General features: G+C 58.4%; 21 protein-coding genes and 1 pseudogene. 12 read left to right on the forward strand and 10 right to left on the reverse strand.

Going from position 1 to position 22,659, the window contains the following annotated elements; all coding sequences use genetic code 11:
- Window positions 1-6: 6 nt before the first annotated feature.
- The 4 genes from QA648_RS23080 to QA648_RS23095 are packed head-to-tail and all read right to left on the reverse strand — an operon-like array spanning window position 7 to window position 3,931.
- Complete coding sequence (locus QA648_RS23080; protein WP_283053838.1) at window positions 7-825, reverse strand: sugar phosphate isomerase/epimerase; 819 nt, start codon at window positions 823-825, stop codon at window positions 7-9.
- Window positions 826-829: 4 nt separating this feature from the next.
- On the reverse strand, window positions 830-1,666 hold the full coding sequence (locus tag QA648_RS23085) for a carbohydrate ABC transporter permease (protein ID WP_283053839.1): 837 nt from the start codon (window positions 1,664-1,666) through the stop codon (window positions 830-832).
- Window positions 1,663-2,547, reverse strand: coding sequence for a sugar ABC transporter permease (locus QA648_RS23090; RefSeq protein WP_283053840.1), 885 nt, complete (start codon window positions 2,545-2,547; stop codon window positions 1,663-1,665). The genes QA648_RS23085 and QA648_RS23090 overlap by 4 nt, the downstream gene beginning before the upstream one ends.
- Window positions 2,548-2,596: 49 nt before the next feature.
- On the reverse strand, window positions 2,597-3,931 hold the full coding sequence (locus QA648_RS23095; RefSeq protein ID WP_283053841.1) for an ABC transporter substrate-binding protein: 1,335 nt from the start codon (window positions 3,929-3,931) through the stop codon (window positions 2,597-2,599).
- A gap of 179 nt (window positions 3,932-4,110) precedes the next feature.
- Here QA648_RS23095 and QA648_RS23100 point away from each other — a divergent pair, with 179 nt between their 5' ends.
- Together QA648_RS23100 and QA648_RS23105 are read left to right on the forward strand one after the other, a co-directional pair.
- A complete protein-coding gene (locus QA648_RS23100; RefSeq protein WP_283053842.1) occupies window positions 4,111-5,259 on the forward strand; it encodes a Gfo/Idh/MocA family oxidoreductase in 1,149 nt (382 codons plus the stop codon).
- A gap of 21 nt (window positions 5,260-5,280) precedes the next feature.
- Window positions 5,281-6,234 carry an alpha/beta hydrolase gene (locus QA648_RS23105; protein ID WP_283053843.1) on the forward strand — a complete coding sequence of 318 codons (954 nt, stop codon included), beginning with the start codon at window positions 5,281-5,283 and terminating at the stop codon, window positions 6,232-6,234.
- A 19-nt stretch (window positions 6,235-6,253) separates the two neighbouring features.
- On the opposite strand, the gene QA648_RS23110 is transcribed toward QA648_RS23105, so the two are convergent.
- Together QA648_RS23110 and QA648_RS23115 are read right to left on the reverse strand one after the other, a co-directional pair.
- Complete coding sequence (locus QA648_RS23110; protein ID WP_283053844.1) at window positions 6,254-7,288, reverse strand: LacI family DNA-binding transcriptional regulator; 1,035 nt, start codon at window positions 7,286-7,288, stop codon at window positions 6,254-6,256.
- A 184-nt stretch (window positions 7,289-7,472) separates the two neighbouring features.
- Window positions 7,473-8,348 carry a sugar-binding domain-containing protein gene (locus QA648_RS23115; RefSeq protein WP_245464201.1) on the reverse strand — a complete coding sequence of 292 codons (876 nt, stop codon included), beginning with the start codon at window positions 8,346-8,348 and terminating at the stop codon, window positions 7,473-7,475.
- Window positions 8,349-8,615: 267 nt separating this feature from the next.
- Here QA648_RS23115 and QA648_RS23120 point away from each other — a divergent pair, with 267 nt between their 5' ends.
- From QA648_RS23120 to QA648_RS23140, 5 genes are all read left to right on the forward strand, one after another.
- A complete protein-coding gene (locus QA648_RS23120; protein ID WP_283053845.1) occupies window positions 8,616-9,557 on the forward strand; it encodes a tagatose-bisphosphate aldolase in 942 nt (313 codons plus the stop codon).
- Complete coding sequence (locus QA648_RS23125; protein ID WP_283053846.1) at window positions 9,550-10,962, forward strand: ROK family protein; 1,413 nt, start codon at window positions 9,550-9,552, stop codon at window positions 10,960-10,962. Before QA648_RS23120 ends, QA648_RS23125 begins: the two co-directional genes overlap by 8 nt.
- Before the next feature lie 230 nt (window positions 10,963-11,192).
- Complete coding sequence (locus QA648_RS23130; RefSeq protein WP_260304022.1) at window positions 11,193-12,182, forward strand: ABC transporter substrate-binding protein; 990 nt, start codon at window positions 11,193-11,195, stop codon at window positions 12,180-12,182.
- Window positions 12,183-12,289: 107 nt separating this feature from the next.
- The gene (locus QA648_RS23135; protein WP_283053847.1) at window positions 12,290-13,354 is read left to right on the forward strand and encodes a ribose ABC transporter; all 1,065 of its coding nucleotides are present in this window, start codon (window positions 12,290-12,292) and stop codon (window positions 13,352-13,354) included.
- Window positions 13,347-14,093, forward strand: a complete 747-nt coding sequence (locus QA648_RS23140) for an ATP-binding cassette domain-containing protein (RefSeq protein ID WP_283053848.1) — start codon at window positions 13,347-13,349, stop codon at window positions 14,091-14,093. Before QA648_RS23135 ends, QA648_RS23140 begins: the two co-directional genes overlap by 8 nt.
- Window positions 14,094-14,203: 110 nt before the next feature.
- Here QA648_RS23140 and QA648_RS23145 read toward each other — a convergent pair whose 3' ends face one another.
- Window positions 14,204-14,641: a PPC domain-containing DNA-binding protein gene (locus QA648_RS23145; RefSeq protein ID WP_283053849.1), complete on the reverse strand. Its 438-nt coding sequence runs from the start codon at window positions 14,639-14,641 to the stop codon at window positions 14,204-14,206.
- A 221-nt stretch (window positions 14,642-14,862) separates the two neighbouring features.
- Here QA648_RS23145 and QA648_RS23150 point away from each other — a divergent pair, with 221 nt between their 5' ends.
- Together QA648_RS23150 and QA648_RS23155 are read left to right on the forward strand one after the other, a co-directional pair.
- Window positions 14,863-15,720 (forward strand): SDR family oxidoreductase, encoded by an 858-nt coding sequence (locus QA648_RS23150; RefSeq protein WP_283053850.1) that lies wholly within the window; start codon window positions 14,863-14,865, stop codon window positions 15,718-15,720.
- A 129-nt stretch (window positions 15,721-15,849) separates the two neighbouring features.
- Window positions 15,850-16,095: a hypothetical protein gene (locus QA648_RS23155; protein WP_283053851.1), complete on the forward strand. Its 246-nt coding sequence runs from the start codon at window positions 15,850-15,852 to the stop codon at window positions 16,093-16,095.
- Between the two features lie 93 nt (window positions 16,096-16,188).
- Here the strand turns inward: QA648_RS23155 and QA648_RS23160 are convergent, their stop codons facing one another.
- Window positions 16,189-16,473 (reverse strand): DUF1236 domain-containing protein, encoded by a 285-nt coding sequence (locus QA648_RS23160; RefSeq protein ID WP_283053852.1) that lies wholly within the window; start codon window positions 16,471-16,473, stop codon window positions 16,189-16,191.
- Between the two features lie 584 nt (window positions 16,474-17,057).
- Here QA648_RS23160 and QA648_RS23165 point away from each other — a divergent pair.
- A complete protein-coding gene (locus QA648_RS23165; RefSeq protein WP_283054253.1) occupies window positions 17,058-18,347 on the forward strand; it encodes an Nramp family divalent metal transporter in 1,290 nt (429 codons plus the stop codon).
- A 58-nt stretch (window positions 18,348-18,405) separates the two neighbouring features.
- On the opposite strand, the gene QA648_RS23170 is transcribed toward QA648_RS23165, so the two are convergent.
- Window positions 18,406-19,326: a DUF72 domain-containing protein gene (locus QA648_RS23170; protein ID WP_283053853.1), complete on the reverse strand. Its 921-nt coding sequence runs from the start codon at window positions 19,324-19,326 to the stop codon at window positions 18,406-18,408.
- A gap of 182 nt (window positions 19,327-19,508) precedes the next feature.
- Here QA648_RS23170 and QA648_RS23175 point away from each other — a divergent pair.
- A pseudogene (locus QA648_RS23175) lies at window positions 19,509-20,931 on the forward strand (phospholipase D-like domain-containing protein).
- Here the strand turns inward: QA648_RS23175 and QA648_RS23180 are convergent.
- A complete protein-coding gene (locus QA648_RS23180; protein WP_283053854.1) occupies window positions 20,848-21,840 on the reverse strand; it encodes a lysylphosphatidylglycerol synthase domain-containing protein in 993 nt (330 codons plus the stop codon). The pseudogene QA648_RS23175 and the gene QA648_RS23180 sit on opposite strands and share 84 nt — an antisense overlap.
- 77 nt (window positions 21,841-21,917) lie before the next feature.
- Between QA648_RS23180 and QA648_RS23185 the strand changes: the two genes are divergently transcribed.
- The gene (locus QA648_RS23185) at window positions 21,918-22,652 is read left to right on the forward strand and encodes an endonuclease/exonuclease/phosphatase family protein (RefSeq protein WP_283053855.1); all 735 of its coding nucleotides are present in this window, start codon (window positions 21,918-21,920) and stop codon (window positions 22,650-22,652) included.
- Window positions 22,653-22,659: the final 7 nt, after the last annotated feature.

Genomic DNA, 22,659 nt, shown 5'->3' on the forward strand with positions numbered 1-22,659 from the left:
TTTTCCTTAAATGCCGTGGGTGCGCATCGTCTCGCGGTTGGCCTTTATGGCTGCGGCCGGATTGGCCGCTGCCGTCTCGGATTCCTCTTCCAGCACCAGCCACCCGTTGAAGTGCGGTGCCTGTGAAACGAGATCGATCACCGCCGGCGTATCGAGAACGCCCTTGCCCAGCATCGCCCATCGGTCATGCGCGTCGACATCCTTGAGGTGCAGATAGCGTATGCGATCCCGGTAGGTGCGCATCGTGTCCAGGATATCGTCATGTCCACGCAGAATGTGGCCAGTATCCGGAACCCAGCCGACCAGTTCGGGATCCAGCCGCGCTAAGATTTGATCGTAATCGGCTCGGTTGAACAACAGGGTATTGTGATGCGAACTCGGATGTACGGCGACCTCGACGCCCGATGCCTTGCCGAGCGCGCCGGCGCGATTGTAGAACTCTGCGGCGATTGCGAACTTGTCCTCCCGCGGCCCCTCCGAGACGATGGTTGCAGAGCCGATCGATATGAGTGCGCCCGGAAACTCTGCGGCGTAGTCGATCCAGCGCTGCGCCGTGGCCAGATCCTTTTCCATCGCATCGGCGACCGTGAAACCGCTTTTGGAGCCGAAGGCGAAGGAGACGAGCTGCAACCCGTTATCCCGCAATGCCCTAGCGAATTCGCTGGGCTTTGTGCCGTAGCGGCCGATCATCGTGTCGGTGATTTCGATGCCCGCATAACCGCCGGCGGAAATCGCGGAGAGCAGGTCGTCCGGCGTGCCTGTCCAGGCTTCACCGAGCATTTCCCATGTGAACGTCTGGCAGCCGACCTTCAAATCCCTAGTCATGTCATCATTCCTTGATTCCGCCTTGCGTCAGGCCTTCGATAATGTGGCGTTGGAAAAAGAGGACCAAAACAATCAGCGGCACGGTGACGACCGCTGAAGCGGCGGCGATGTCTCCCCAGGGCACGTAGTATTGGTTGGTGAAATTGGCGATGCCCACCGGGATCGTCTGGCTGTCACTGTCCGACGTGAATGCCAGTGCGAACAGAAACTCATTCCAGGCGGTGATGAAGGCAAGCAAGCCGGTGGTCACGAGACTTGGAAGCGACATCGGCAGGATGATATGCCAAAGCAGTCCGATCACCCCGACGCCATCCATGCGTGCGGCTTCATCGATTTCGCGCGGGAGCGTTTCGAAATAGCCGAACAAAACCCAGGTCACGAGCGGCAGCCCAAGCGCCAGATAGGTGATGATCAAGGCTCTGTAGGTGTCCAGAAGTCCAAGCTCGGACGCGATCAGGTAGAGCGGTCCGACGAGCGCGATCTGCGGAAACATCGAGACCGACAGGATGACCATGAGAATTCCAAACCGCCCCTTCACATCAAGGCGTGACAGCGCAAAGGCGGCAAGCGAACCGACAATCAGGCAGAGAGCGGTCGTCGAGAGCGATACGATGAGCGAGTTCAGGACGTAATGGTGCAGGCCTTTTTCCACGAAGGCATTGTAATAATGCTCCAGCGTGAATGGAGTCGGGATGAGCGACGGCGTTCCTTCCGTCAGTGCCTTGTCAAGCTGGAACGAGGTGGAGAACTGCCACAGGAACGGACCTGCGGACCAAATGAGAATGAGAAGCGCGCCAACATAGATCATGACGCTTTGAAAGGCGGAGCGGGTGCCGTTCATGTCGTCTTCCTCAGTTGTCTGACGAGGAAGAGGCAGAACACCAGGGCGATCACGCCTTCGGTGATGAACATTGCGGTCGAAACGGCCGAACCGTAACCGAACTGCAGCGTTGAGAAGAGCACCTTGTAGGACAGCGTCGAAAGCGTTTCGGTGGAATCGGCCGGGCCGCCGCCGGTGAGCACATAGACCAGATCGAAAACGCGAAATGCATCCAGCGCCCTGAAAAGACCGGCAATGAGCAGGGTCGGCAGCAGCAGAGGCAGGCGGATATTCCAGAAGATCGTCCAGGCTCCAGCGCCATCCATGCGGGCAGCCTCAATCAACGATTTCGGAACAGTCTGAAGACCGGTCAGCAGGAGCAGCGCCATGAACGGTGTCGTTTTCCAGACATCGGCAAGGATAATCGTCGTCAGTGCCGTTTGCGGCGAACCATACCAGTTCACATTCTGATCGATCAAATCGAGCTGAAGCAGGATGAAATTGATGATGCCGTGCTGGCCGTCGAACAGCCATCCAAACATTTTCGAGGTGACGACCGTTGGCATTGCCCAGGGAACCAGCATCGCCGCGCGGACTATGCCGCGGCCGCTGAAAGTCTCGCAGAGGATCAGCGCCATGGCCAGACCGATCAGGGTCTCCAGCCCGGTCGATGCAGCGGTGAACCAGATCGTATGCCACCACGCATTCCAGAACGGCGGATCCGCCAAGAGTTGCAGATAATTGGCAAAGCCGACGAAATCGTTGTCCTGCGTAATCAGGGAACGGTTGGTGAAGGAAAGATAGACGCCGTTGATGATCGGATAGAAGGAAACCGATGCTAGCGACAGGAAGGCCGGCAACAGCAGGAGCCAGGGCCAGAGGGCGCTCGGAAGCGCCCCCATTGACCTTTGCATCCTGCTGTCGGCGGGGGCCGTCAATGCGGTGGCCATATCAGGCAACGATCTTGTTGATCTGTTCAGCGGCAGCCTTGAGCTCAGCCTGGACGTTGCCGCTGACCAGGGCCTTGGAAATGCTCGATTGCAGCGCCAGTGTCACCTTGGCATATTGCGGCGTGATCGGCCGGGGCGTGGCGCCGGTGAAGACGTTTTGCAGGCTTGCCATGAACGGCTGCTCGGCCTTCAGCTTCGCATTTTCGAAGATTGCGGGGCGTGACGGTGCAAGCCCGAAATTCAGGGCGAGACGGGTCTGGGTTTCCGGAGACGACATCCAGGTCAGGAACTCGATCGCCGCTTCCCGCTTCTTGGAATTGGCGTTGACGCCAAGCTGATAGCCGCCGAGGCACGCAGCACTTTTCCCGCCGGCAAAATGCGGCAACGGCGCAACGGCAACCTTGTCGACGACGTGCGAAGCTTTCGGATCCTGCGCGATCGGATAAACATAGGACCAGTTGCGCATGAACATCGCTTCGCCCGATGTGAAGGGCTGACGGGAAGGCTCTTCATCCCAAGAGAGAACGTTCTGCGGGCTGATCTTAGTCTTGTTGATCGTGTCGTAGAGGAACTGGATCGCCTCGACAGCGGCCTTCTCGCCGATAACAGACGATTTGCCGTCGGCTGCCAGGATGGAGCCGCCGTTCGAGGTGATGACTTCCACGGCATCGCAGATCAGAACCTCGGCCTGCTTGCCTTGCCAGAGATAGCCGAACTTGGCGTCGCCGGCCTTTTGGGCCGCAGCCGCCATGGTTGCCATGTCGTCCCAGGTTTCGGGAACCTTGCCGCCATGCTTTTCCACGAGATCCTTGCGGTAGTAGAACATGCCGGAATCGACGAACCATGGAAGCGCGGTCAGCTTTTCGTTGTAAGTGCAGGCGGCGACCGTTCCGGGGAAATAATCCGCGCGCTTCTCCTTCGGGAAATATTCATCGAGCGGTAGCGCCCAGCCTGCCGCCGCAAAGCCGGCGATCCAGATCACGTCCTGGCTGAAGACATCGGGCGTTCCGTTGCGGCGCGCGAGCTGCTGGATCAGGCCCTGATAGACTTCGGTCGACGAACTTGGCGGCGGAAGTTCGATGAATTTGACCATGATCCGGTCCTGCGACTCGTTATAGGCCTTAACGAGATCGCCGATACCTTCCTTGCCGAAGAAGCTGGCACTGGCAAAGCTGATCTCCGTGCGATCGGCAGCGCGCGCTGTGCGCATTCCAAGACCCGATGCGATGCCGAGGGTAGCCGCACCCGCGGCTCCGAGCAGGAAGTGACGACGGTCAAGCATTGCGGAATCTGCAGCCACATTCGAAGCGGTCGGCGCTTTCTTGAAATCGGTCATGTTTCCCTCCCAGGAAAGACTGGCGTCCTCCAAAAATCTCCGCGCCAGCATTGGCATATGTTCGATAAAAAATTGTCGCGCGTCAAGAAATAAGATGCTTTAAATCACTTTGAAACACGTCGGCCCAGGCCGTCCGTCGAGGAGGCGTTGGTTATCCAATCCGGGGAGGTTTGAGAAATATGGTTGAAAAAACAAAGGGAACGCTTGGCATCGGGATCATCGGCTGCGGCAACATATCGATGACCTATCTGCGTAATGCCTCGCTGTTTGCCGGTATTGAGGTGCACGCCTGTGCCGATATTTCGGCTGATGCGGCGGCTCTGCGCGGAAAGGAGTTCGGTATTCGTAGCGTCAGCGTCGATCAGCTACTTGCAGATCCCGAAGTCGATCTCGTTCTTAACCTGACCGTGCCGGCGGTTCATTTCGAGATCACCATGTCGGCCTTGTCCGCCGGCAAGCACGTCTTCACGGAAAAGCCGCTTGCAACATCGGCTGCCGACGGTCGGATTTTGGTGGCGGAGGCGAAGAGCCGAGCTTTGCTGCTCGGCTCCGCGCCGGATACCTTCCTTGGCGCTGCGGGCCGGCGGGCGCGTCGCCTGATGGAGGAGGGCGCGATAGGGCGCCCCGTCAGCGGCACCGCCTTCATGATGGGACGCGGCATGGAGCACTGGCACCCCAATCCGCAATTCTACTACCAGCCCGGCGGCGGCCCTGTCTTCGATATGGGGCCCTACTACTTGACCATGATGGTGAATTTGCTCGGTCCGGTCGTGCGCGTCATGGCGATGGCGACGAAAGGTCAGGACGAACGTCTCATCACCGCGGAAGGGCCATTCAAGAATACGACGTTCAAGGTCGGTACGCCAACCAACGTTCTGTCGCTGCTCGAATTCCAATCCGGTGCGACCATCAACTTCGGCGCGTCCTGGGATGTGTTCCGCCATTCCAATCACCCAATCGAGCTGCACGGCACCGAAGGCTCGCTGCGGCTGCCGGATCCCGATACATTCGGTGGTACGGTCTCTCTGTCCGAGCGGGGTGCCGAGTGGCGGAATTTCGAAAGTGATGGGGAGCTCTACGGCGAACGAAACTGGCCGTTTGCCGCGCCGGATCGGGCGAACTACCGTATGCTCGGTGTTGCCGACCTAGCGCGTGCACTTGCGGAAAACCGGCCGCCGCGTGCATCGGGGGAACTCGCCCTCCATGTACTCGAAATCATGGAGGCTATTCTTGCTTCGGGCGAGAGCGGTCAGTCGGTCAGCATCAGCGGTGACCTGGCGCGACCGCCGCTTCTTGGGGAGGACGAAGCGCGCAGTTTTCTGGCCTGACCGCTGCACGGGAGAAGCGACGTGACCGAATACCTTGACGAAGGTGCGCAATGGGTTCTCGATGTCAGCAAGGCGGCGAAGCTGCGACCGCTTGAAGCTGGCACGCCCTTGGAGGCCCGTATCGCCTACAATGCTGGCAGCCCGGCGCTTCAGGGCGCTCGCGAGGCGGTTGCTTCGGTGGAGGACCGCGGGATCAGCGGCCCCAACGGCCCGATCACCCTTCGCATCTATCGCGGCATCGGAGCGCCTTCCAAGGAGGGGCGGGGTCTTCTCTATCTCCATGGCGGCGGCTGGGTGATCGGCAATCTCGACTCTCACGACGAGATTTGCCGATGGTTTGCCAACCTCGCCGAATGCACGGTGGTCTGCCCGGATTACCGTCTTGCGCCGGAACACAAGTTTCCCGCCGGACTGATGGATTGCGCCGCGACGCTGGCATTCATGGCGCAGGCCGCCGCGGAGATCGGTGTCGACCCCGAACGAATTGCGGTGGCCGGCGATAGCGCCGGCGGCAATCTTGCGGCCGTGCTGGCGTTGATGTCGCGTTCAGGCGACGCCCCGCGGCTTGCGGCTCAACTGCTCATCTACCCCAACACGGACGCCACGCAGACGGTGGAAAGCTATCGCCGGTACGGTGAAGGCTTCGGTTTGACCGCCGCAACGATGAAATGGTTTCGAGACCATTATGTCCGCACCGCAGTCGATATGGTGGATTGGAAGGTCTCACCCCTGCTGGCCGAAACTGTTGCAGGGGCGGCACCAGCATTCATTGCCACGGCCGGGCATGACATTCTCGTTGACGAAGGCATGGCCTATGCCAAGCGGCTGCAGGAGGATGGGGTTCACGTGGTCCAGCGCCATTGGCCAGGGCAAATTCACGGTTTTGTCTCGATGGGAAGATTCATACCGGCCGCGCGGCAGGCGGTGGAGGACGCAGTCGCGGCGTGGCGCGGCTTTGAAGGAATTCCCGATTAAGCGAGACCGCGGCCCCGTTTTATGCCGATTGGCGCATGACCAACGTCCCATCGAGGCTAACTTTGCCCGCGATCGTGCGAGCCGGCGCACCCGTATCGCCGAGAAGCGTCAGCAGCGTGTCGACGCTGTTTGCAGTCATGGAGGCAAAATCCTGCGCCATCGTCGTCAGTGGCGGGCAAGTGTAGCGGCTCAATGGATGGTCGTCATGGGCCGCTATGCGCAGGTCGTCGCCCTTCTTGCGTCCGACCTTCAGCCGATGCGCGAAAGCTGCAGCCATCACACCAAAGGCAAGACGGTCATTGGCGCAGAGGATGGTCTTGAATGACGGCTTCTTGGCTTTGAGCATCGCATCCATCTGCTCGTAGCCGACGCGCTCGAAATCCCATGTATAGGCGGCAATGGTCTTGATCACCACGGGCTCCTGGCCCGAAGCCTCCATCGTGGCAATATAGCTCGCCAATCTCTCCGGGGAATTGTGATTGACGTGGGGAATGTCGAGATAGACCGGCGCCTCTCCAGAGCGGCAGAGATATTCCACGATGGTCGCTACGCTCTGGTAGTTATTGTTGCCGATAAATGGCGTGTTGCCCTCGATGTAGGTATCGAAATAGACAAGGGGAACATTCTGCGTGAGTTTTTCAAAGGCGCGCGGATCAGATTTCTGCCCGAGTGGCGCGGCGATCGCGCCCGCCACTTTCAACGATAGCATCGTGCTGACGGCCTCGGCCTCCAGCTCCTGCAGGCCGTGCGAGGAAAACACGATTGGCCAATAGCCTTCATCGCGCAATCGCAATTCCAGGCGGTTGACCATTTCGGCGTAAAAGGGGTCGGTCAGCGCCGGAACGAGAATACCGACATTCCGGGTCCTCTTTCGATTGAGGTTCCGTGCGTAAAGATTTGGCTGGTAGTCCGATGCGCGAAGTGCGGCTTCGATCAGCGCACGTGTCGCCGGCTTCACGCTTGTCGGGTCATCAAAATATTTGGAAAGGGTTGGGCGGGAGACGCCGCAGGATTTCGCAAAATCCTCCATCGTCTTATGTGTCAATTTTTTCATCGAAAGTCGACCGTTTTCAAACCGCTATGCCCGTCCATGATGCGTCGACGCAAAAAGAGGCGCAACGGGTAAACGTAAGTTCCGAGCAAGTTTTTCCGGTCTTGTGTAACCTCAGAACGTTACGTGTGTAAATTTTATTAATTGACGCAAAAATTGCCTGGTCGACCACCACAAGAGATTTTTCTCAAGATTTATCGGCGGCGGACAAGCGATCGAGAATGGCCTGCGCCGTATTGGCATCTGTCACGAGAGCATTGATCATGCCCGATCGTGCCGCCCCGATGATGCCGGGCGCCTTGGCAGGGGTTGCGGCAACCGCAATGCACAAGGGAATTCGTTGCAGTTGCTGCGGGGAGGCGGCGATCATGCGTTCCTCGCCATCCCAATGAAGGAGTTCGCCGGCCTCGGTTACGTAATGGCGCAAAACGTCACCTGCCGCATGACTTAAGGCTTTTTCTCCCGGGAGAGCCGCGGTCGCTTCTGAGGGACTTGCGACATGCGTTAAGCCGACGCCGACGATCGCAGCATCCAGCTTGTTCCACAGCGACGTGACCTGCTGAACGGTGGGATCGGCGAGGAAAGCATCGCGCAATTCCGAAGATGAAATGTAGGGGGCGTGCAGAAAATGCGGAATTCCCCCCATTTGCTCTGCGGCCTGCCGCACAAACTCGTTGATTTGAAAATGCGGAGCCGCCTGCTGCATTCCCCCGTTGAGAGCAATGGTTGCGATGCCAGGCAACTGCGGCAACCCCGCAAAGGTAACTTCGCGAACAGCCCGTCCCCAGCCGATGCCGAGCGTTGAGCCCGATCGCAGTCCCGCTTGCTGCAACATTGATCCGACCGGCGGGGCGAGGGCGCTGAGAACGTTCGACGACGGTGTGTCGATCACGATGGCGTTGCGCAGTTTCAGGCCGTCAACCAAGGCAGCCCCCAAATCTTCCGAGGGGGAAAGATCGATCACCTCGATCCGAACGATCCCGGCCGAGCGTGCCTTCTGAAGCAGCCGCGAGACCGTAGCCGTTGATAATCCTAGCTTTTTAGCGATATCAACCTGCGACATATCGGATTGGTAATGCAGCTTCGCAACCGTATGCAGCAAGGCACGGTTCGTTGCAGAGTCCTGAGACTGAGACGAATTCAGATTGAAATTCCTTTCTGCAATGTGTTACACATTCGGCGTGTGAGGAGTTATCGCTCAAAACGGCCGGTTTCGCAACGATTATGCAGGCTCACGAGCGCTCTCAATGTTTCGTCGGCCATCCCTTGGAAATTTGGGGTGGCACGCACTTTCAGCATCCGGTTTGGGACGGGCTAAAGGGAGGAGCAAATGTCGAGATTGACGACAGCCGAAATGCGAGGTTACCAGCAGATTTGCGGTCACGACGGCGCCATGATGGTTATCGCCTGCGATCAGCGCGGCGGTATGCGCAGTCTGCTTGCAAGCGACCCACAGGAGCAGGCCGCCATCTCCGACAAGACCCTCGGCGACACGAAGGCGGATATCGCCATGTTTCTTGCAAGCAAGGCATCCTGTGTTCTCGTCGATCCGATCTGTGCTGTTCCGGCATTGGTCGACGACCGCATTATCAGGCGCGATACCGCACTTCTGATTGGCCTCGACGCATCGGGTTGGGACACCTCGCCGGAAGGATATCGCCTTTCCAAGCTGGTGCCTGGCATTTCGGCCCGTCGCGTCCGTCAGCTTGGTGCCACCGGCGGCAAGATCATGGTTTATCTCCGCGCCGACCGGGATGAAGCGAACAGGCACAACATCGAAATCCTGCGCCAATGCATCGAGGACTTCGCGCGCGAAGACCTGCTGCTGGTCGTCGAATTCCTGACATACAGGTTTGAGGAGGAAGACGAAGCGGCCTACAAGGCAAAGCTGCCGTCGCTCGTCGTCGGAGGAAGCAAGATTTGCCTGGACTGCGGATCGAAGGTTCTAAAGATTCCCTATCCCGGCACTGCTGAGGCCTGTGCGGAGGTCACGCGGCTGGCGGGGGACGTGCCGTGGGCGGTGCTGTCGGCCGGCGTCGACCATTCGACGTTCTTGCGGCAGGTCGAAGACGCCATGCGCAACGGCGCATCCGGTGTCATCGCGGGCCGGTCTCTATGGAAAGACTGCATCTCGCTCGACCGTTCCGTCACGAAGGACCGATTGGAAACCGTCGCTGTTCCGCGGCTTCGCGAAATTCAAGCGGTGATCGCGGCACATTTCAAAGGCGTCAAGTCTGAAGGTTTCGGCCAAGGACAGAAAGCAGATGTCTGAATTAGCCATTGGCGTGGACATTGGCGGCACGAATATTCGTGCGGCTCTCGTCTCCAAACGAGGCGAAATCCTCAAAAAACTGTCGGAGCGGACACCGAGCGACCCCCGGCAGGTCTTCGAGCGCGTCAAGGTGATGGCAAGAGAACTCGACACGGCTGGCGTTGTTGGGCTCGGCGTAGGCATTCCTGGCCGTGTCGACATTGCAAATCGTTCGGTCCTATCCGGCGGCATCTTGAATTTGGCCGGCATGGACCTCGTCGATCAACTGGAGGCAAGTCTCGGCAAGCGGGTCGTCATCGAAAATGATTGCAGCATGGCGCTCATAGCCGAAATGAGTATCGGTGCTGCAAGAGGTTTTCAAAGCGTTGCCATGCTGACCATCGGAACGGGGATCGGCGGCGCAGTTGCCCACGACGGCAGGATCTATCATGGGCACAGAACTGCCGGGCAGTTGGGCCATATCTGCGTCCGGCACGATGGTCCGGAATGCGCGTGCGGAAGACGCGGTTGCGTGGAAACCTTCAGTTCGGGAACGGCGCTGCGCCGGCACATAAACGAAGCGGGTCTATCGGCCGTCTCCATTGCCGATGTTTTTGAAATGGCCTCAAACGGAGATGCGACAGCCAGGGCGGTGTTACACGCCTGGGCGGCGCCTTTGCGTACAGCGCTCGACAACATTGCTGCAACGATGGATCCGGAAATCATCATATTGGGAGGGGGCCTCGGTTCCGATGCGACGCGAGCCCTCGCAGATCTCCCCGCGGTGGCGCCATGGTTTCGCCCGGCGATCCTGCCGGCCAAACTCGGAGATGACGCCGGGATAGTCGGTGCCGGCCTGGCGACGTTTTCAGACGCCTTCCGCTGTGCCGAAAAGCGTGTGGTGCTGGTCAACGGCGTGCCGGCCTCGGGAAAAAGCCGCCTCGCCAAATTGCTGTCGCAACGCACGGGATGGCCGGTCCTTTCCCTCGACGGCATCAAGAACCCGTTCCTGGAGCACATTGGCGGCGTCGACCGGGAGTTCAATCGGACACTCGGAAAGGCGAGCTACCAGGCGATTTGGTCGACCATTCGCGAGGCTCCGGCCGACTCCACGTTCATCATCGACGCATGGTTCGGCTTTCAGCCCAAAACCGTGCTCGAAGCCTACATCAAAGATTCAGGCGTCGATCGCGTCGCAGAACTTTGGTGCAAGGTGCCCGGTGTCGTTGCAGGCGACCGCTATGCCCATCGCTTAAAAGACAGGCTGCCCGGCCATCCGGGAGCGGACTATATCCCGGAACTGGTGGCGCTCGCCGATCGTGCCGAACCCATGGAATGTGGTCCATCGATGACAGTTGACCAAACAAAGGAACCGGACATGGACGAAGTAACGGCCTGGATTTCGACGGTGTTCGGCCGGGCTTGAAAATACCCGCCTCCCAGGCGGCAGACAAAAGCGAGATCCCGACTTCAAACCGCAGCGCGACACTCCGTCGGCGGTAGGGTGCGGCGCTTTGCCAATCGCATTGATTGGTTAGCTATTTCAAATAGATAGTGGAAATTCGTTACAGAAAAAAATTACTTGACGGCCCGCTGTAAGCCGCTGATTATCCATTGCGCCGGACAGGGGAGGTCTGGTTTCAAGAGGAGGAAATTATGGAGCGCCGTTCATTTCTTAAGGCCACCGCTGTGGCAACGCTTGCCACCGGTGTTTCGGCTGTTGCCGGCACCACCAAAGCCGCAGACAAGAAGTTTACGATTGCACTTATTCCAGGCCTGACGACGGATGCCTTCTATATCACCATGCGCAAGGGCGCTGAAGCTGCCGCCAAGGCGGTGGGTGCTCAGCTCATGTTCCAGGGCGCATCCGACTTCAATCCGGTCACACAGGTTCCGGTTCTCGATGCCGTCATTGCCAAGAAACCGGATGCGATCCTGATTGCACCGACCGACAAGGATCAGTTGGTCCAGCCGCTGAAGAAGGCTGTCGATGCGGGTATCCCGGTCATCACCGTCGATACGTTCATCGGTACCGGGGTTTATCAAACGGGCAGTGGCGACGCCGATTTTCCGCTGTCTTACATTGCCTCGGACAACCTGCTCGGTGGGGCCATTGCTGCGCGCGCACTTGCAAAGGCCGTCAACGAAAAAGGCAAGGTCTACGTTTCAAACGTCAAGCCAGGTATCTCGACGACGGACCAGCGCGAGCAAGGGTTCAAGGACGAGATGAAGAAATATCCGAACATCACTGTTCTGGAAACACAATACAACGACGACGATGCGAACAAAGCGGCGTCGCAGCTCCAGGCCGTCTATGCCCGTAATTCGGATCTTGACGGCGTGTTCGGTGCCAACCTCTTCTCCGCTCTCGGCGCCGCAAACGGGGTGCAGCAGGCGGGCCAGACAGGCAAAATCCGCGTTGTCGCCTTTGATGCACCGACGACAATCGTCGACAATATCAATTCCGGCCTCGTTGATCTCGCGATTGCCCAGCATCCGGCCGAAATTGGCTACTTCGGCGTGATGGCAGCCTATGCGCATCTGACCGGCAACTCGATCCCGACCGCTATCGGTACCGGTTTCACCGTCATCGACAAATCGAATGTCGCCGATAAGAACGTCGCGAAATTTATCTACTCCGATTGATCGGATGAAGTCTGGCGCCTCGCTCAAGGGCGAGGCGCATCTTTGATCATAGTAGAGGGACTGGCGTGACGACTTCTGTGCGTTCTCGCTCAAGTTCGGGTTGATTCATGAGCATCGACAATATCGAGGCCCGCCAGGCGGACCAGCATGTAGCGCCGGAGGCGGACCACGGCGATCAAGCAAAAACCATCGTCAACCGCATCGCCCAGTTGCGCGCATGGCTCTTCCTTGCCGCGCTGATCGTGATTTTCGAGGTCTGGGCGCGGGTCGATTTCGGCGGCACCTTTGTCGGCTCAGCCTTCAACTGGCAATCGGTCGCCGTTTTTGCCGTGGCGCCGCTGCTGCTTGCCATCGGCCAGACCTTCGTCATCATATCCGGAGGTATCGACCTTTCGACAGGCTTCATCATGGGTCTCGCTGCGGTCGTTGCCGCGCATGTCACCAATATGGTCGGGCTTTACATGCCGCTGCCGATAGCCATGGTGTTCGGAATACTCGTCGCGATGCTCGCGGCCACGGTGCCCGGCTGCATCAACGGCCTTTTGATTTCCCGGCTCAAGGTTCCGCCCTTCATCGGCACGCTCGGCATGTTCGGCGTCGCACGCGGTACCGCATTTCTTCTCGCCGGCGGTACGACCGTGCCGGTTAAAAATTCCAATTTCGCCGAGCTCGGCAACGGCCGTTTCTATGGCGTGCCCTATCTCGTCATCGTCACGCTGATTTTCGTGGTGATCATGCATTACCTGCTGAGCCAGACCCGCTTTGGCCAGCACAATTACGCAATCGGCGCCAATGCGCAGGCAGCAAGGCGGGCCGGCATCGATCTAAAATCCCATCTCCTGCGGCTCTACATGCTGTCGGCGGTCTGTGCCGGTCTCGGCGGCGCGCTCTATGCCGCCCGCTTCACCGCCGGTGCTGCCCAGGCCGGCGAGCCGCTGCTGCTCGACAGCGTGGCCGCGGTCGTCATCGGCGGCGCCAGCCTGTTTGGCGGCTCGGGCACGATCATCGGTACCATTGCAGGGGCGCTGGTTATCGCCGTCATTCAGTACGGCTTGGTTTTCATGAATGTCGAGCCGTTCTGGCAGTTCATCGCCGTCGGTATCGTCATCATCATTTCGGTGCTCATCGACCAGGCGCAGCGTCGTTTTAGCGGAGCAAAACAGGATGAATAGCACAGAGCCTCTTCTCGAAGTCCGGAACCTGTCGCGTTACTTCGGCGCAGTCCAGGCCTTGGACAATTGCTCCATGGTGGTCCACCCCGGCGAGGTTGTGGCGCTCGCGGGAGACAATGGCGCGGGCAAAACGACGATGATCAAGACGATCTCGGGCGTTTATCCGCCGACCGCCGGCGAGATCTTGATTGAAGGAAAGCCCGTCACCTTCTCCTCCCCACAGGATGCGCGGGAAAAGGGCATCGAGACGATCTATCAGGATTTGGCGCTTGCCGACAATCTGACGATCGGCTCCAACATCTTCCTTGGGCGCGAACCGATGAAGAAGCTCTTCGGCTTCCTTCCCGTGATCGATCGGAAGGCCATGGCCGAGGCCGCGCGGGCCACGATGGCGCAGCTCGATTTCCATGTGAAACGGCTCGATGCGCCGGTCAGCAACTTCTCCGGCGGCCAGCGCCAGGCGGTGGCGATCGGGCGCGCGGTCTACTGGAACGCTCGCATCCTGATCATGGACGAGCCGACCGCAGCGCTCGGCGTGCCGGAACAGCGTAAGGTGGTGGCCTTGATCAAATCACTGAAGGCACAGGGCCGCGGCGTCATTTTCATCTCGCACAATCTACAAGATATTTTCGCCGTCTCCGACCGCATCGTCGTCCTTCGCCGCGGTATCGTTGCCGGAGAGCGCAAGATCAGCGAAACGACGCATGAGGAGGTCGTCAAGCTGATGATTGGCGGTTAACTGATTTTATGGTTTGCCCGCTCTATGTCTGAATGAACTCGATCCGCTCTATGCACGTCGATGCCCTCTATCCAAGGCGGGCGTCCGCGACGGCGCACAAAGTTGTTGGCTCAGAGTTCGATGAGGGAGATTCCGAGATCCTTGTGATGCCGGCGGCGCAGGTAGGCGGGGGTCTCGATGATGGTCACTTCCAAAGTGGGATGTACGATACCGTCGATGAAGTGACCGCCGCGCGTGGAGCCGTCTTGTAGGCCGAGAACGGCGTGAAGGTGCAGGCTCGCCTTGCCGTCGTCGCCGGTTGCGATATCGCCGAGAAGGCTCAGGACTTCGCATTGCTCCTCGACCGGAATCTTGCGGTAGCTTCGGCCGGAGAAATCAAACCAGCCGACGGTCGCCTTTTCGAAGGCGCCGATGGCGGTGACCGAGGCGGCGGTCATTTCATAGGTGGTGGCGAAGTTGCTGAGGGTGGAGAAGGCTTCTTCCTTCGCATCGAGCACGACAATATAGGTGCGCTGACCGTCCGTTTCGTTGATCTGTTTGAAATTCATGGCAATGACCTCGCTATCCCTGTGCGGGTTGTCCGGTGAAGGCGGAGATGCCTCCGTCGACTGGAATATTGGTGCCAGTTCAGAACTGCAGCGGGGCGGGAAGGTTCCTTGAAAATGGTGGCGTCATCTTCATCGGCTCCTTGCTGATTTTGCTCTTTTCGGGAACCAAGCGCGAGGCACGTGGTTGAGAATGGGAGCCCACCGATACCAAGGAGGAAGCCATGGCCACCCATCCCACGCCCCCGTTCCCATCGCAACAGCAGCCGATGCCTGGCCATACCGCGGCCATGCGGCCGGTACCGGATCATGGCGAAAAGTCTTACCGAGGATCGGGCCGGCTTACCGGCAAGAAGGCGATCATCACCGGCGGCGATAGCGGCATTGGCCGTGCCGTTGCAATCGCCTTTGCCCGTGAAGGTGCCGATGTTCTCATTGCCTATCTGGATGAAGACGACGACGCCGAGGAGACCCGGCGCTGGGTGGAAGACGCGGGACACAAGGCCGTTCTCGTTCCCGGCGACATCCAGGATCCGCAGCATTGCCGGGCAATCGTGGACAAGGCGGTCGCGCAGCTCGGCGGGATCGATATTCTCGTCAACAATGCTGCCCACCAGGCGAGCTTTCACGACATCGGTGATATCAGCGACCAGGAATGGGAACTGACCTTCAAGGTCAATATTCACGCCATGTTTTATCTGACCAAGGCCGCCGTCCCGCATATGAAACCGGGAAGTGCCATCATCAATACCGCCTCGATCAATTCGGACAGCCCCAATCCCACCTTGCTTGCCTATGCCACGACCAAGGGCGCCATCCAGAATTTTACCGCGGGTCTCGCGCAATTGCTTGCTGAGAAGGGAATTCGCGCCAATGCCGTGGCGCCCGGCCCGATCTGGACGCCGCTCATTCCATCGACCATGCCCAAGGAGGCGGTCGAGAATTTCGGGAAGCAGGTGCCAATGAAGCGGCCCGGCCAGCCCGCCGAGCTTGCTACGACCTACGTCATGCTAGCCGATCCGCTATCGAGCTACGTCTCAGGGACTACGGTCGCCGTGACGGGAGGCACGCCGATCCTGTAGGAGCGGCTCTCGGTGATATTGCAAGGATGCTCCTCTGCCGGCCTTGATCGCGGCGCCGCATCCTCGCGATTGAGGGTGTGGGGGATTTCCTTTCGCCACTGAACAAACCGGACCATTCAGGAGACTGTTATGACCAAGACCTTTGATCTCTCAGAGCTTTCCGAAGAGGAACTGACCGCCCTGATCGAAGAAGCAACGACCTTGCGAGACATCAGGCGGGAGAGCCGCGATCGTGAACTTGCGACAGGCGCCGACGGATCGAGGGGACAGGACGTAAAGGACCCCGACCACGGCGCGATCACTACGCCCACGCCGCGTGACGTCAAGGAAGAAGGTCCGGCTCACGGGGCGCCAGGTAAAGCCTCTGGCGCTTGACCGCCGGGCAGGAACTCACTCAAAACTAAAATTACGCGCACCAGGGTGCGCGTAATTTTGGGGCGCCCCACAAGGGAGGGCGTTCGGCCTCGGCTATTTCACGATTTCGATAATCTTGTGAGTCTTTTGGCTGACGATCACACGCTTCTTGTTGACGACCGTATAGGCGTAGTCGCTGTTGCTGGGAATGGTGTGTACTTCCACCGAACTTGGCAATTCGCTGCCGACTACGATGTCGCCATCATAAGTGACCGATGGAACTTCTTGTTCCGTTACATACGTCCTAACCTCTCCGGGAACAACCACCGTCGTGCTCTGAGCAAATGCTGTTCCAGATGCGAAGAGTGCCGCGCTTATGGCAACGAGAATCCTTTTCATCATAACCTCCGTTGATCGTATGGAGTCCTAACCGTCATCGGAGGGGAAAGTTCCTCAGAAGCGTTCAATCCGTCGATAGGGTCTGAATAATGAGCCATGATGCCAATCAGCACATGGTATTGCTGCGATGAATATTGTAATTTTTGAAGGAAATACTTAAAAATATGCTGTTTTAGTTCAGCGGGAGGCAAGGTATAGCTTTAAGAGTGCTGTTCTGTCATGGGGCAAGAATTATGGCAGGTGTTATGATTTCGGTTTTTTTGAGAAACGTTCGATCTCGAGAATACTAGATGGAACCATTTGGCTTTTTCCTGCTTTTCCTAGCGCACCTCTGGCCGGCAATGAAGAAGATTTAATGATCGGCGAGCAGGCGAGTTATCGCGGAGCGCAAAGTGACTGGAACGAATAGAGTAAAACCTTCGGTTCTCGTCATGCTCGCCGTGATTTCTCTGACATCAACTAATCTTGTTCTGGCGTTACGCGCATATTTGGACGGGACCGGGGCTGTGCTCTTTGGGCCTACCTTGCCGCGACCGCAGATATTTGCCCTTCGCTGAACAAGTGGGAGTAAATGTGTGGCCGAGTTGACAGAACAGCAGCGGGCGAAAGTAGCGAACGGCCCCTTTCGGCGATTTCTCAGGATACTTGGGCCGGGCTTTATCACCGGTGCTTCCGACGATGATCCCTCTGGGATAGGAACATACAGCCAGGCCGGCGCCCAACTTGGATATGGCATCGGGTGGACAATGTTGCTGACATATCCGCTGATGTCGGCAATTCAAGAGATTTGCGCGCGGATCGGGCGCACGACCGGGCATGGCATTGCAGGAAATGTATGCCGGCACTACCCCGCCTGGCTGCTTTACCTCATTGTGGGGCTGCTCTTCGTAGCGAACACGATCAATATCGGGGCCGACCTCAGTGTGATGGCCGATGCCTTGAAGCTCTTGGTTGGCGGACCTGAGACGCTTTACGTCGTCGGCTTCGGAAGCGCTTGCGCCATTGCCAGCGTTTTTGTCGAATATGATCGGTATTCCGCAGTGCTCAAATGGATGACGCTGAGCCTCTTTGCCTATGTTGCCGCGATATTTGCCGTCAACATATCCTGGGGTGAGGCAATGGCAGGCCTTTTCGTACCCAAAATCGTCTGGAGTGCCGAATTCTTCACGACGATCGTCGCGATCCTGGGTACGACGATCTCACCCTATTTGTTCTTCTGGCAGGCGTCCCAGGAAGTTGAGGAAGAGCAGGTCGATCGTGACAAACATCCACTAGTCGAGGCGCCCAGAGAAGCGCCCGCAGCGCTCAGGCGCATCCGCGCGGATACTTTGATCGGCATGGCGTTTTCAAACATCATAGCTCTCGCGATCATCGCAACCACAGCGGCAACTCTTCATAAGAGCGGCGCGACGACGATCTCATCTTCGGCGCAGGCAGCCGAGGCTTTGCGACCTATTGCGGGCGATGTCGCCTTCATCGTCTTCGCCGTTGGTATAGTGGGCACCGGCTTGCTTGCGGTGCCGGTCCTTGCTGGCGCGGCCGCCTACGCCATCGGTGAGGCCTGCAAGTGGCCGGTCGGGCTCTCAAGGAAGCCAAAGCACGCCAAAGCATTTTATTCGACCTTGGTCATGGCCTGTATTTTCGGAATGGGCATACTGTTTACACCCGTCAATCCCATCGAAGCCCTCTATTGGAGCGCAGTCATTAACGGGGTCGTAGCCGTACCGGTGATGACAATAATGATGCTGATGACTGCAAAACAGCAGATCATGGGAAAGTTTATGGTTACCGGCTGGCTGCGCTGGCTCGGTTGGGCGTCGACGGCAGTTATGGCCGCATCCGTTCTTGGAATGGTTGTGACATGGTTCGTCTAGCGTGGTCTTCGATGGCTTTGGAAACGCGAAGGCAGCGGTAGTGCCAATCGCTTTAAAATCAAGCCACAGCCAATTTTGAGTATCTTCTGGCACCGGCGGGATTTGCCAAGCCAAGCCGTGCGGCGAGCGCCTGCGCGTCCGCAGGGGCTCTTACTTTCACGTCGTTATCAAAATAAACATAGACGTCACGACCGTTGCGCGCCGGCTTCAGCGGTTTGAGCACGCGATTGGCATTTGTCGGCTCGCGGCCATGGGCCCAGTCATCGATCCTCTGCGCCCAGATATCCAGTGCCCTATCGTCATAGCCACTGACATAAAGCTCTTCGGAGCCGTGGAGACGGCAGTAGACGAAGTCGGCCGTCACATCCATCAGCAGCGGCCACTCAACCGTGTCGGCGCAAACGAGCCCGATTTCATGCTCGCGAAGCAGGTCGATGAAATCCGCGTCGACGAAGCTTTCGTGGCGGATTTCGAATGCGTGGCGGATAGGTCTTTCGCCATCGGCTTTCAGCCAGTCCCGACCGTTCAGCCGTTCGTCGTGCCGCGTGGCAAGCCTCGCTGCAGCGGCTGTTTCTTTCGGCAGCATTCTCATGAAAGCGGAAAAGAGATCGGGATCGAAACGCTGTCGCGCTGGAAACTGCCAGAGGATTGGTCCGAGCTTTGCTCCCAGGCGTAGCACCCCGGAGGCGATGAAATTGGCGAGCGGGGTTTCGACATCGCGAAGCCGGCGCAGATGGGTGATGTAACGGGAGCCTTTTACCGCAAAGACGAAATCGTCGGGCGTCTCATCACGCCACTTTGCAAAGACGTCGGGGCGCTGCAGGCCGTAGAAGGTACCGTTGATTTCAATGGAAGGGAATTGCCGCGAGGCATAGGCCAACTCGCGCTTCTGCGCCACATCCCCCGGATAGAAGACGCCGCGCCAGGGGGCGTAAGTCCAGCCCGAAATACCGATGCGGATCGTGCCTGTCTTTGTCATTCCATAGGAACTGCGCGACTGGCCACTTGTTCCTCCCGCTTTTGTGGAGCCACGCATCATCAAGCGGTCGTCGGCGGAACATTGGGAAAATTCAGGCGTTTGCGTCTCGTAAGAGGCAAGCGACAAGGACCTGTCGGGGCACGATCGGCTGTCGGAAACAGAGAGGTGTAAATGGTTCTGCCATGTCGCTGAAAGCCGAAGATATGCGATTGGAAGGTATTGCGGCAAGGACGGCCTTCCTCATCAACGGTAGCGCCTATTTCTCGCGATTGGCCCACATTTTGCGCCGTGCGCGGAGACGGGTCTGGATCGTCGGATGGGACTTCAACCCCGATATCCGCCTGCAGCCTGAGAACTCCAAGGAGACACTCGGCGATCTCCTGCACGCGCTGACGGATGCCAATCCCAACCTTGAGGTTCGAATTTTGATCTGGGCCTTGGGACCGCTTTATTCCGAAAAATCCTTGAAGGTATTGCGCAAGATAAATTTTCCAAAGAACTCTCGCATCGACCTGCGCTTTGCCATGCAGCCCGCCATTCGCGGATGTCACCATCAGAAACTTGTCTGCATCGACGATTCCGTGGCCTTCATCGGTGGAATCGATCTGACGTCGCGGCGTTGGGACACCTGGGTACACAGGGTTCGTGATAAGCTGAAGCGCGATCCCGACGGCGTGTTTTACGAACCGCTTCACGACCTGCAAACCATGGTGACGGGGGATGCGGCCAGGCTCATCGCCACCGTGGCGAGGCGACGATGGATGGATGCCACCGGAGAGGAGTGCAGGGCCTTGACGGCGCAGACCGCCGTCGACTGGCCAGACGATCTCACCGCGTCGCTTGAAAATGTGCCGGTCAGGCTTGCGATAACGGAACCAGTGACCTTCTTCAAGCGCGGTCTGCGTCAGGGAATTGCCGTGACAAAGGACGTGATCGCCAAGGCGAGACGTCAGCTTTACATCGAGACGCAATACGTTGCGTCGTTCAATGTCGCGGAAGCCATTGCCGCTCGCCTGCGGGAAGAGGACGGGCCGGAGGTCGTCATCATCTGTACGCGCAAATCCCATGGCTTGATCGAGAACTTTATAATGGGAAAGAACCGCGACAGAATTGTCCGACGTCTTATGGATGCGGATCGTCACAGCCGGTTGCGCATCTTCTATCCGGTGGTCCCCGATGGCGAAAAGCAGGTCGAACTGCTCGTTCACTCGAAGCTTCTGATCGCCGACGACAATCTGCTCCGCATTGGTTCCTCCAATCTCAACCACCGGTCCGAGGGACTCGACACCGAATGCGATATTCTTTTTCAGGCACATAAGCCTACTCACCGTTTGGCGATCGATGAGCTGCGCAATATGCTGGTGGCGGAGTACCTCGGCTGCGCCGCTGGCGCCGTTCGAAATGCCTTTCAACAGAGCGGGATCGCTAATACATGCAATCGCTGAGCTGAATGTCGGAGCCCGATGCCTCAAGCCGCTGGCAACGACCTGCCAAAAGACAGGGCCGATTGCGGGGACCGCGCTATTCGATCCCGCCCGTCCGCTGGGGCGCCTGGGTCCTCGTCGTCTTGTCGGCCACCTTCGCCGGATCCTTCGTTCGAGCTGAGCGATGCCGAAACACCAGTTCGCTGGCAATCAGAAGGGTCGTTCCCAGGATGAGGGGGATGAGGAAGTAGATGCAGCGAAAGGCGATCAAGGCGCCAATGGAGGCCGCATTCGGCACGATATAGGAGACGGTTGTCTCGATCACGCCCAGGCCGCCAGGAACATGGGTCGCCATGACAGCCGTATTGGCTAGCACGTAGGCGGTGATCGATCGGAACAATGCAACATCCGCGAAGGCCGAAAGCAACTGATGCAGGCACGCCGAGACGCAGACGAAATCCAAAGTACCGATGACGATTTGCATCAAGGCTATGTGAGGCCGCGGCAGCTCGAATGACCAGCGCCATAAAGTCAATCTTTGCCGCAGGATCATAGTAAGGGACGCATAGAGAGCCGGAACGGCAAGAAGGATGACACCTGCCGTTCGGATGTCCCTGGTATTCGACCTCAGCAGGCCCGCGGCATCCGCAGGGTCGACCAGCAACGCGATTCCGCCGAGCGTGGTAATCCCCAGGCCGACCGTGACGCCGCAGAAAAGCACTATCTTCGTGACTTCCTCGATGCTTAGACCCCAGCGTGAATAAAAGCGATATCGGAAGGCGCCGCTGCTGAGGCCGGCAAAGCCAATATTGTGGCCTATCGAGAGGCTGACGAAGGAGGCAAGCGCAATTTTGCGATAAGGCAAAGACTTGCGGAGCGACAAGATGGCAAGCAGATCGAAACCGGTGAGACAAAGGTAGGAGGCCGCCGCGCAGAGAAGCGCCAAGCAAAGATGCCGGAGCGGGATGCTCAGCAGCGAGTTCCTGATGTCATCCAAGCTGTAGTGATGGAGGATGCGATACAGGAGCCAGAATGCAAGGCATGTCGCTGCGATGAGCAGGCCATTCCAAATCAGGCTTTTCAAGGTCATCGGCTATCCTTCTGCGTCGGCTGGGAATACCGCCCCGATGAAGCGGAACGATTGGGCGAGTTCGGTGTTCCCCGGCCATGTCCCGCGGAAGAACGATCAGAATTCTGACCTATAACGTGCACAGTTGCATTGGCACGGATCGCAAGATCGACCCTGGCCGGATCGCCGCTGTGATCGCGGAGACGCAAGCGGATATCGTAGCGCTGCAGGAGATCGATGTGCGTCGCCACAGAACCGGCGGCGTCGATCAGGCGAGCATGATCGCCTCCTTGCTGAAGATGGAAGCGCATTTCAATCCGGCCCTGACGATAGCCGAGGAGCAATATGGAGACGCGCTCATAACGAGCCTGCCGACAAAGGCGATCAAGGCCGGGCCGCTGCCTTCGTTGGGCGAGCCGCGTGGGGCAGTTTCCGTCGAAGTCATGGTGGGAAACAGGCAGTTGCACCTCGTCAACACCCATCTCGGCCTTTGGGGACGTGATCGCGTCCAGCAAATGACGACGCTTCTCGGGCCGGCATGGCTGCCGGGTAGCGGCAAGGATCTTGCGTCGACCATTCTCTGCGGGGATTTCAACGCCGTTCCCGCCTCCGCAGCCTACCGGCTCGCCGTCCGCACATTGAAGGACGCCCAGCTTTCCGGCAATCAGCCGGCGAGACCGACCTTTCCCTCGCGCTATCCGCTGATGCGGCTGGATCATATTTTCGTCAGCGCCGATCTTGCTGTCCTTGGGACGAGCGTGCCGCGAAATCGTCTGACGAGCCTGGCTTCCGACCATCTTCCACTGATTGCCGAAATCGGCATTGGCGATTGACGCGACC

It is taken from the genome of Rhizobium sp. CB3171, from assembly GCF_029714265.1.
Lineage (GTDB): Bacteria > Pseudomonadota > Alphaproteobacteria > Rhizobiales > Rhizobiaceae > Rhizobium.

Bases quoted from the DNA above. Each gene is read 5' to 3' on its own strand.
- QA648_RS23080 (WP_283053838.1), bottom strand. From the start codon at position 825: ATGACTAGGGATTTGAAGGTCGGCTGCCAGACGTTCACATGGGAAATG.
- QA648_RS23085 (WP_283053839.1), bottom strand. From the start codon at position 1,666: ATGAACGGCACCCGCTCCGCCTTTCAAAGCGTCATGATCTATGTTGGC.
- QA648_RS23090 (WP_283053840.1), bottom strand. From the start codon at position 2,547: ATGGGGGCGCTTCCGAGCGCCCTCTGGCCCTGGCTCCTGCTGTTGCCG.
- QA648_RS23095 (WP_283053841.1), bottom strand. From the start codon at position 3,931: ATGACCGATTTCAAGAAAGCGCCGACCGCTTCGAATGTGGCTGCAGAT.
- QA648_RS23100 (WP_283053842.1), top strand. From the start codon at position 4,111: ATGGTTGAAAAAACAAAGGGAACGCTTGGCATCGGGATCATCGGCTGC.
- QA648_RS23110 (WP_283053844.1), bottom strand. From the start codon at position 7,288: ATGAAAAAATTGACACATAAGACGATGGAGGATTTTGCGAAATCCTGC.
- QA648_RS23115 (WP_245464201.1), bottom strand. From the start codon at position 8,348: ATGTCGCAGGTTGATATCGCTAAAAAGCTAGGATTATCAACGGCTACG.
- QA648_RS23120 (WP_283053845.1), top strand. From the start codon at position 8,616: ATGTCGAGATTGACGACAGCCGAAATGCGAGGTTACCAGCAGATTTGC.
- QA648_RS23125 (WP_283053846.1), top strand. From the start codon at position 9,550: ATGTCTGAATTAGCCATTGGCGTGGACATTGGCGGCACGAATATTCGT.
- QA648_RS23130 (WP_260304022.1), top strand. From the start codon at position 11,193: ATGGAGCGCCGTTCATTTCTTAAGGCCACCGCTGTGGCAACGCTTGCC.
- QA648_RS23135 (WP_283053847.1), top strand. From the start codon at position 12,290: ATGAGCATCGACAATATCGAGGCCCGCCAGGCGGACCAGCATGTAGCG.
- QA648_RS23140 (WP_283053848.1), top strand. From the start codon at position 13,347: ATGAATAGCACAGAGCCTCTTCTCGAAGTCCGGAACCTGTCGCGTTAC.
- QA648_RS23145 (WP_283053849.1), bottom strand. From the start codon at position 14,641: ATGAATTTCAAACAGATCAACGAAACGGACGGTCAGCGCACCTATATT.
- QA648_RS23150 (WP_283053850.1), top strand. From the start codon at position 14,863: ATGGCCACCCATCCCACGCCCCCGTTCCCATCGCAACAGCAGCCGATG.
- QA648_RS23155 (WP_283053851.1), top strand. From the start codon at position 15,850: ATGACCAAGACCTTTGATCTCTCAGAGCTTTCCGAAGAGGAACTGACC.
- QA648_RS23160 (WP_283053852.1), bottom strand. From the start codon at position 16,473: ATGAAAAGGATTCTCGTTGCCATAAGCGCGGCACTCTTCGCATCTGGA.
- QA648_RS23170 (WP_283053853.1), bottom strand. From the start codon at position 19,326: ATGACAAAGACAGGCACGATCCGCATCGGTATTTCGGGCTGGACTTAC.
- QA648_RS23180 (WP_283053854.1), bottom strand. From the start codon at position 21,840: ATGACCTTGAAAAGCCTGATTTGGAATGGCCTGCTCATCGCAGCGACA.
- QA648_RS23185 (WP_283053855.1), top strand. From the start codon at position 21,918: ATGTCCCGCGGAAGAACGATCAGAATTCTGACCTATAACGTGCACAGT.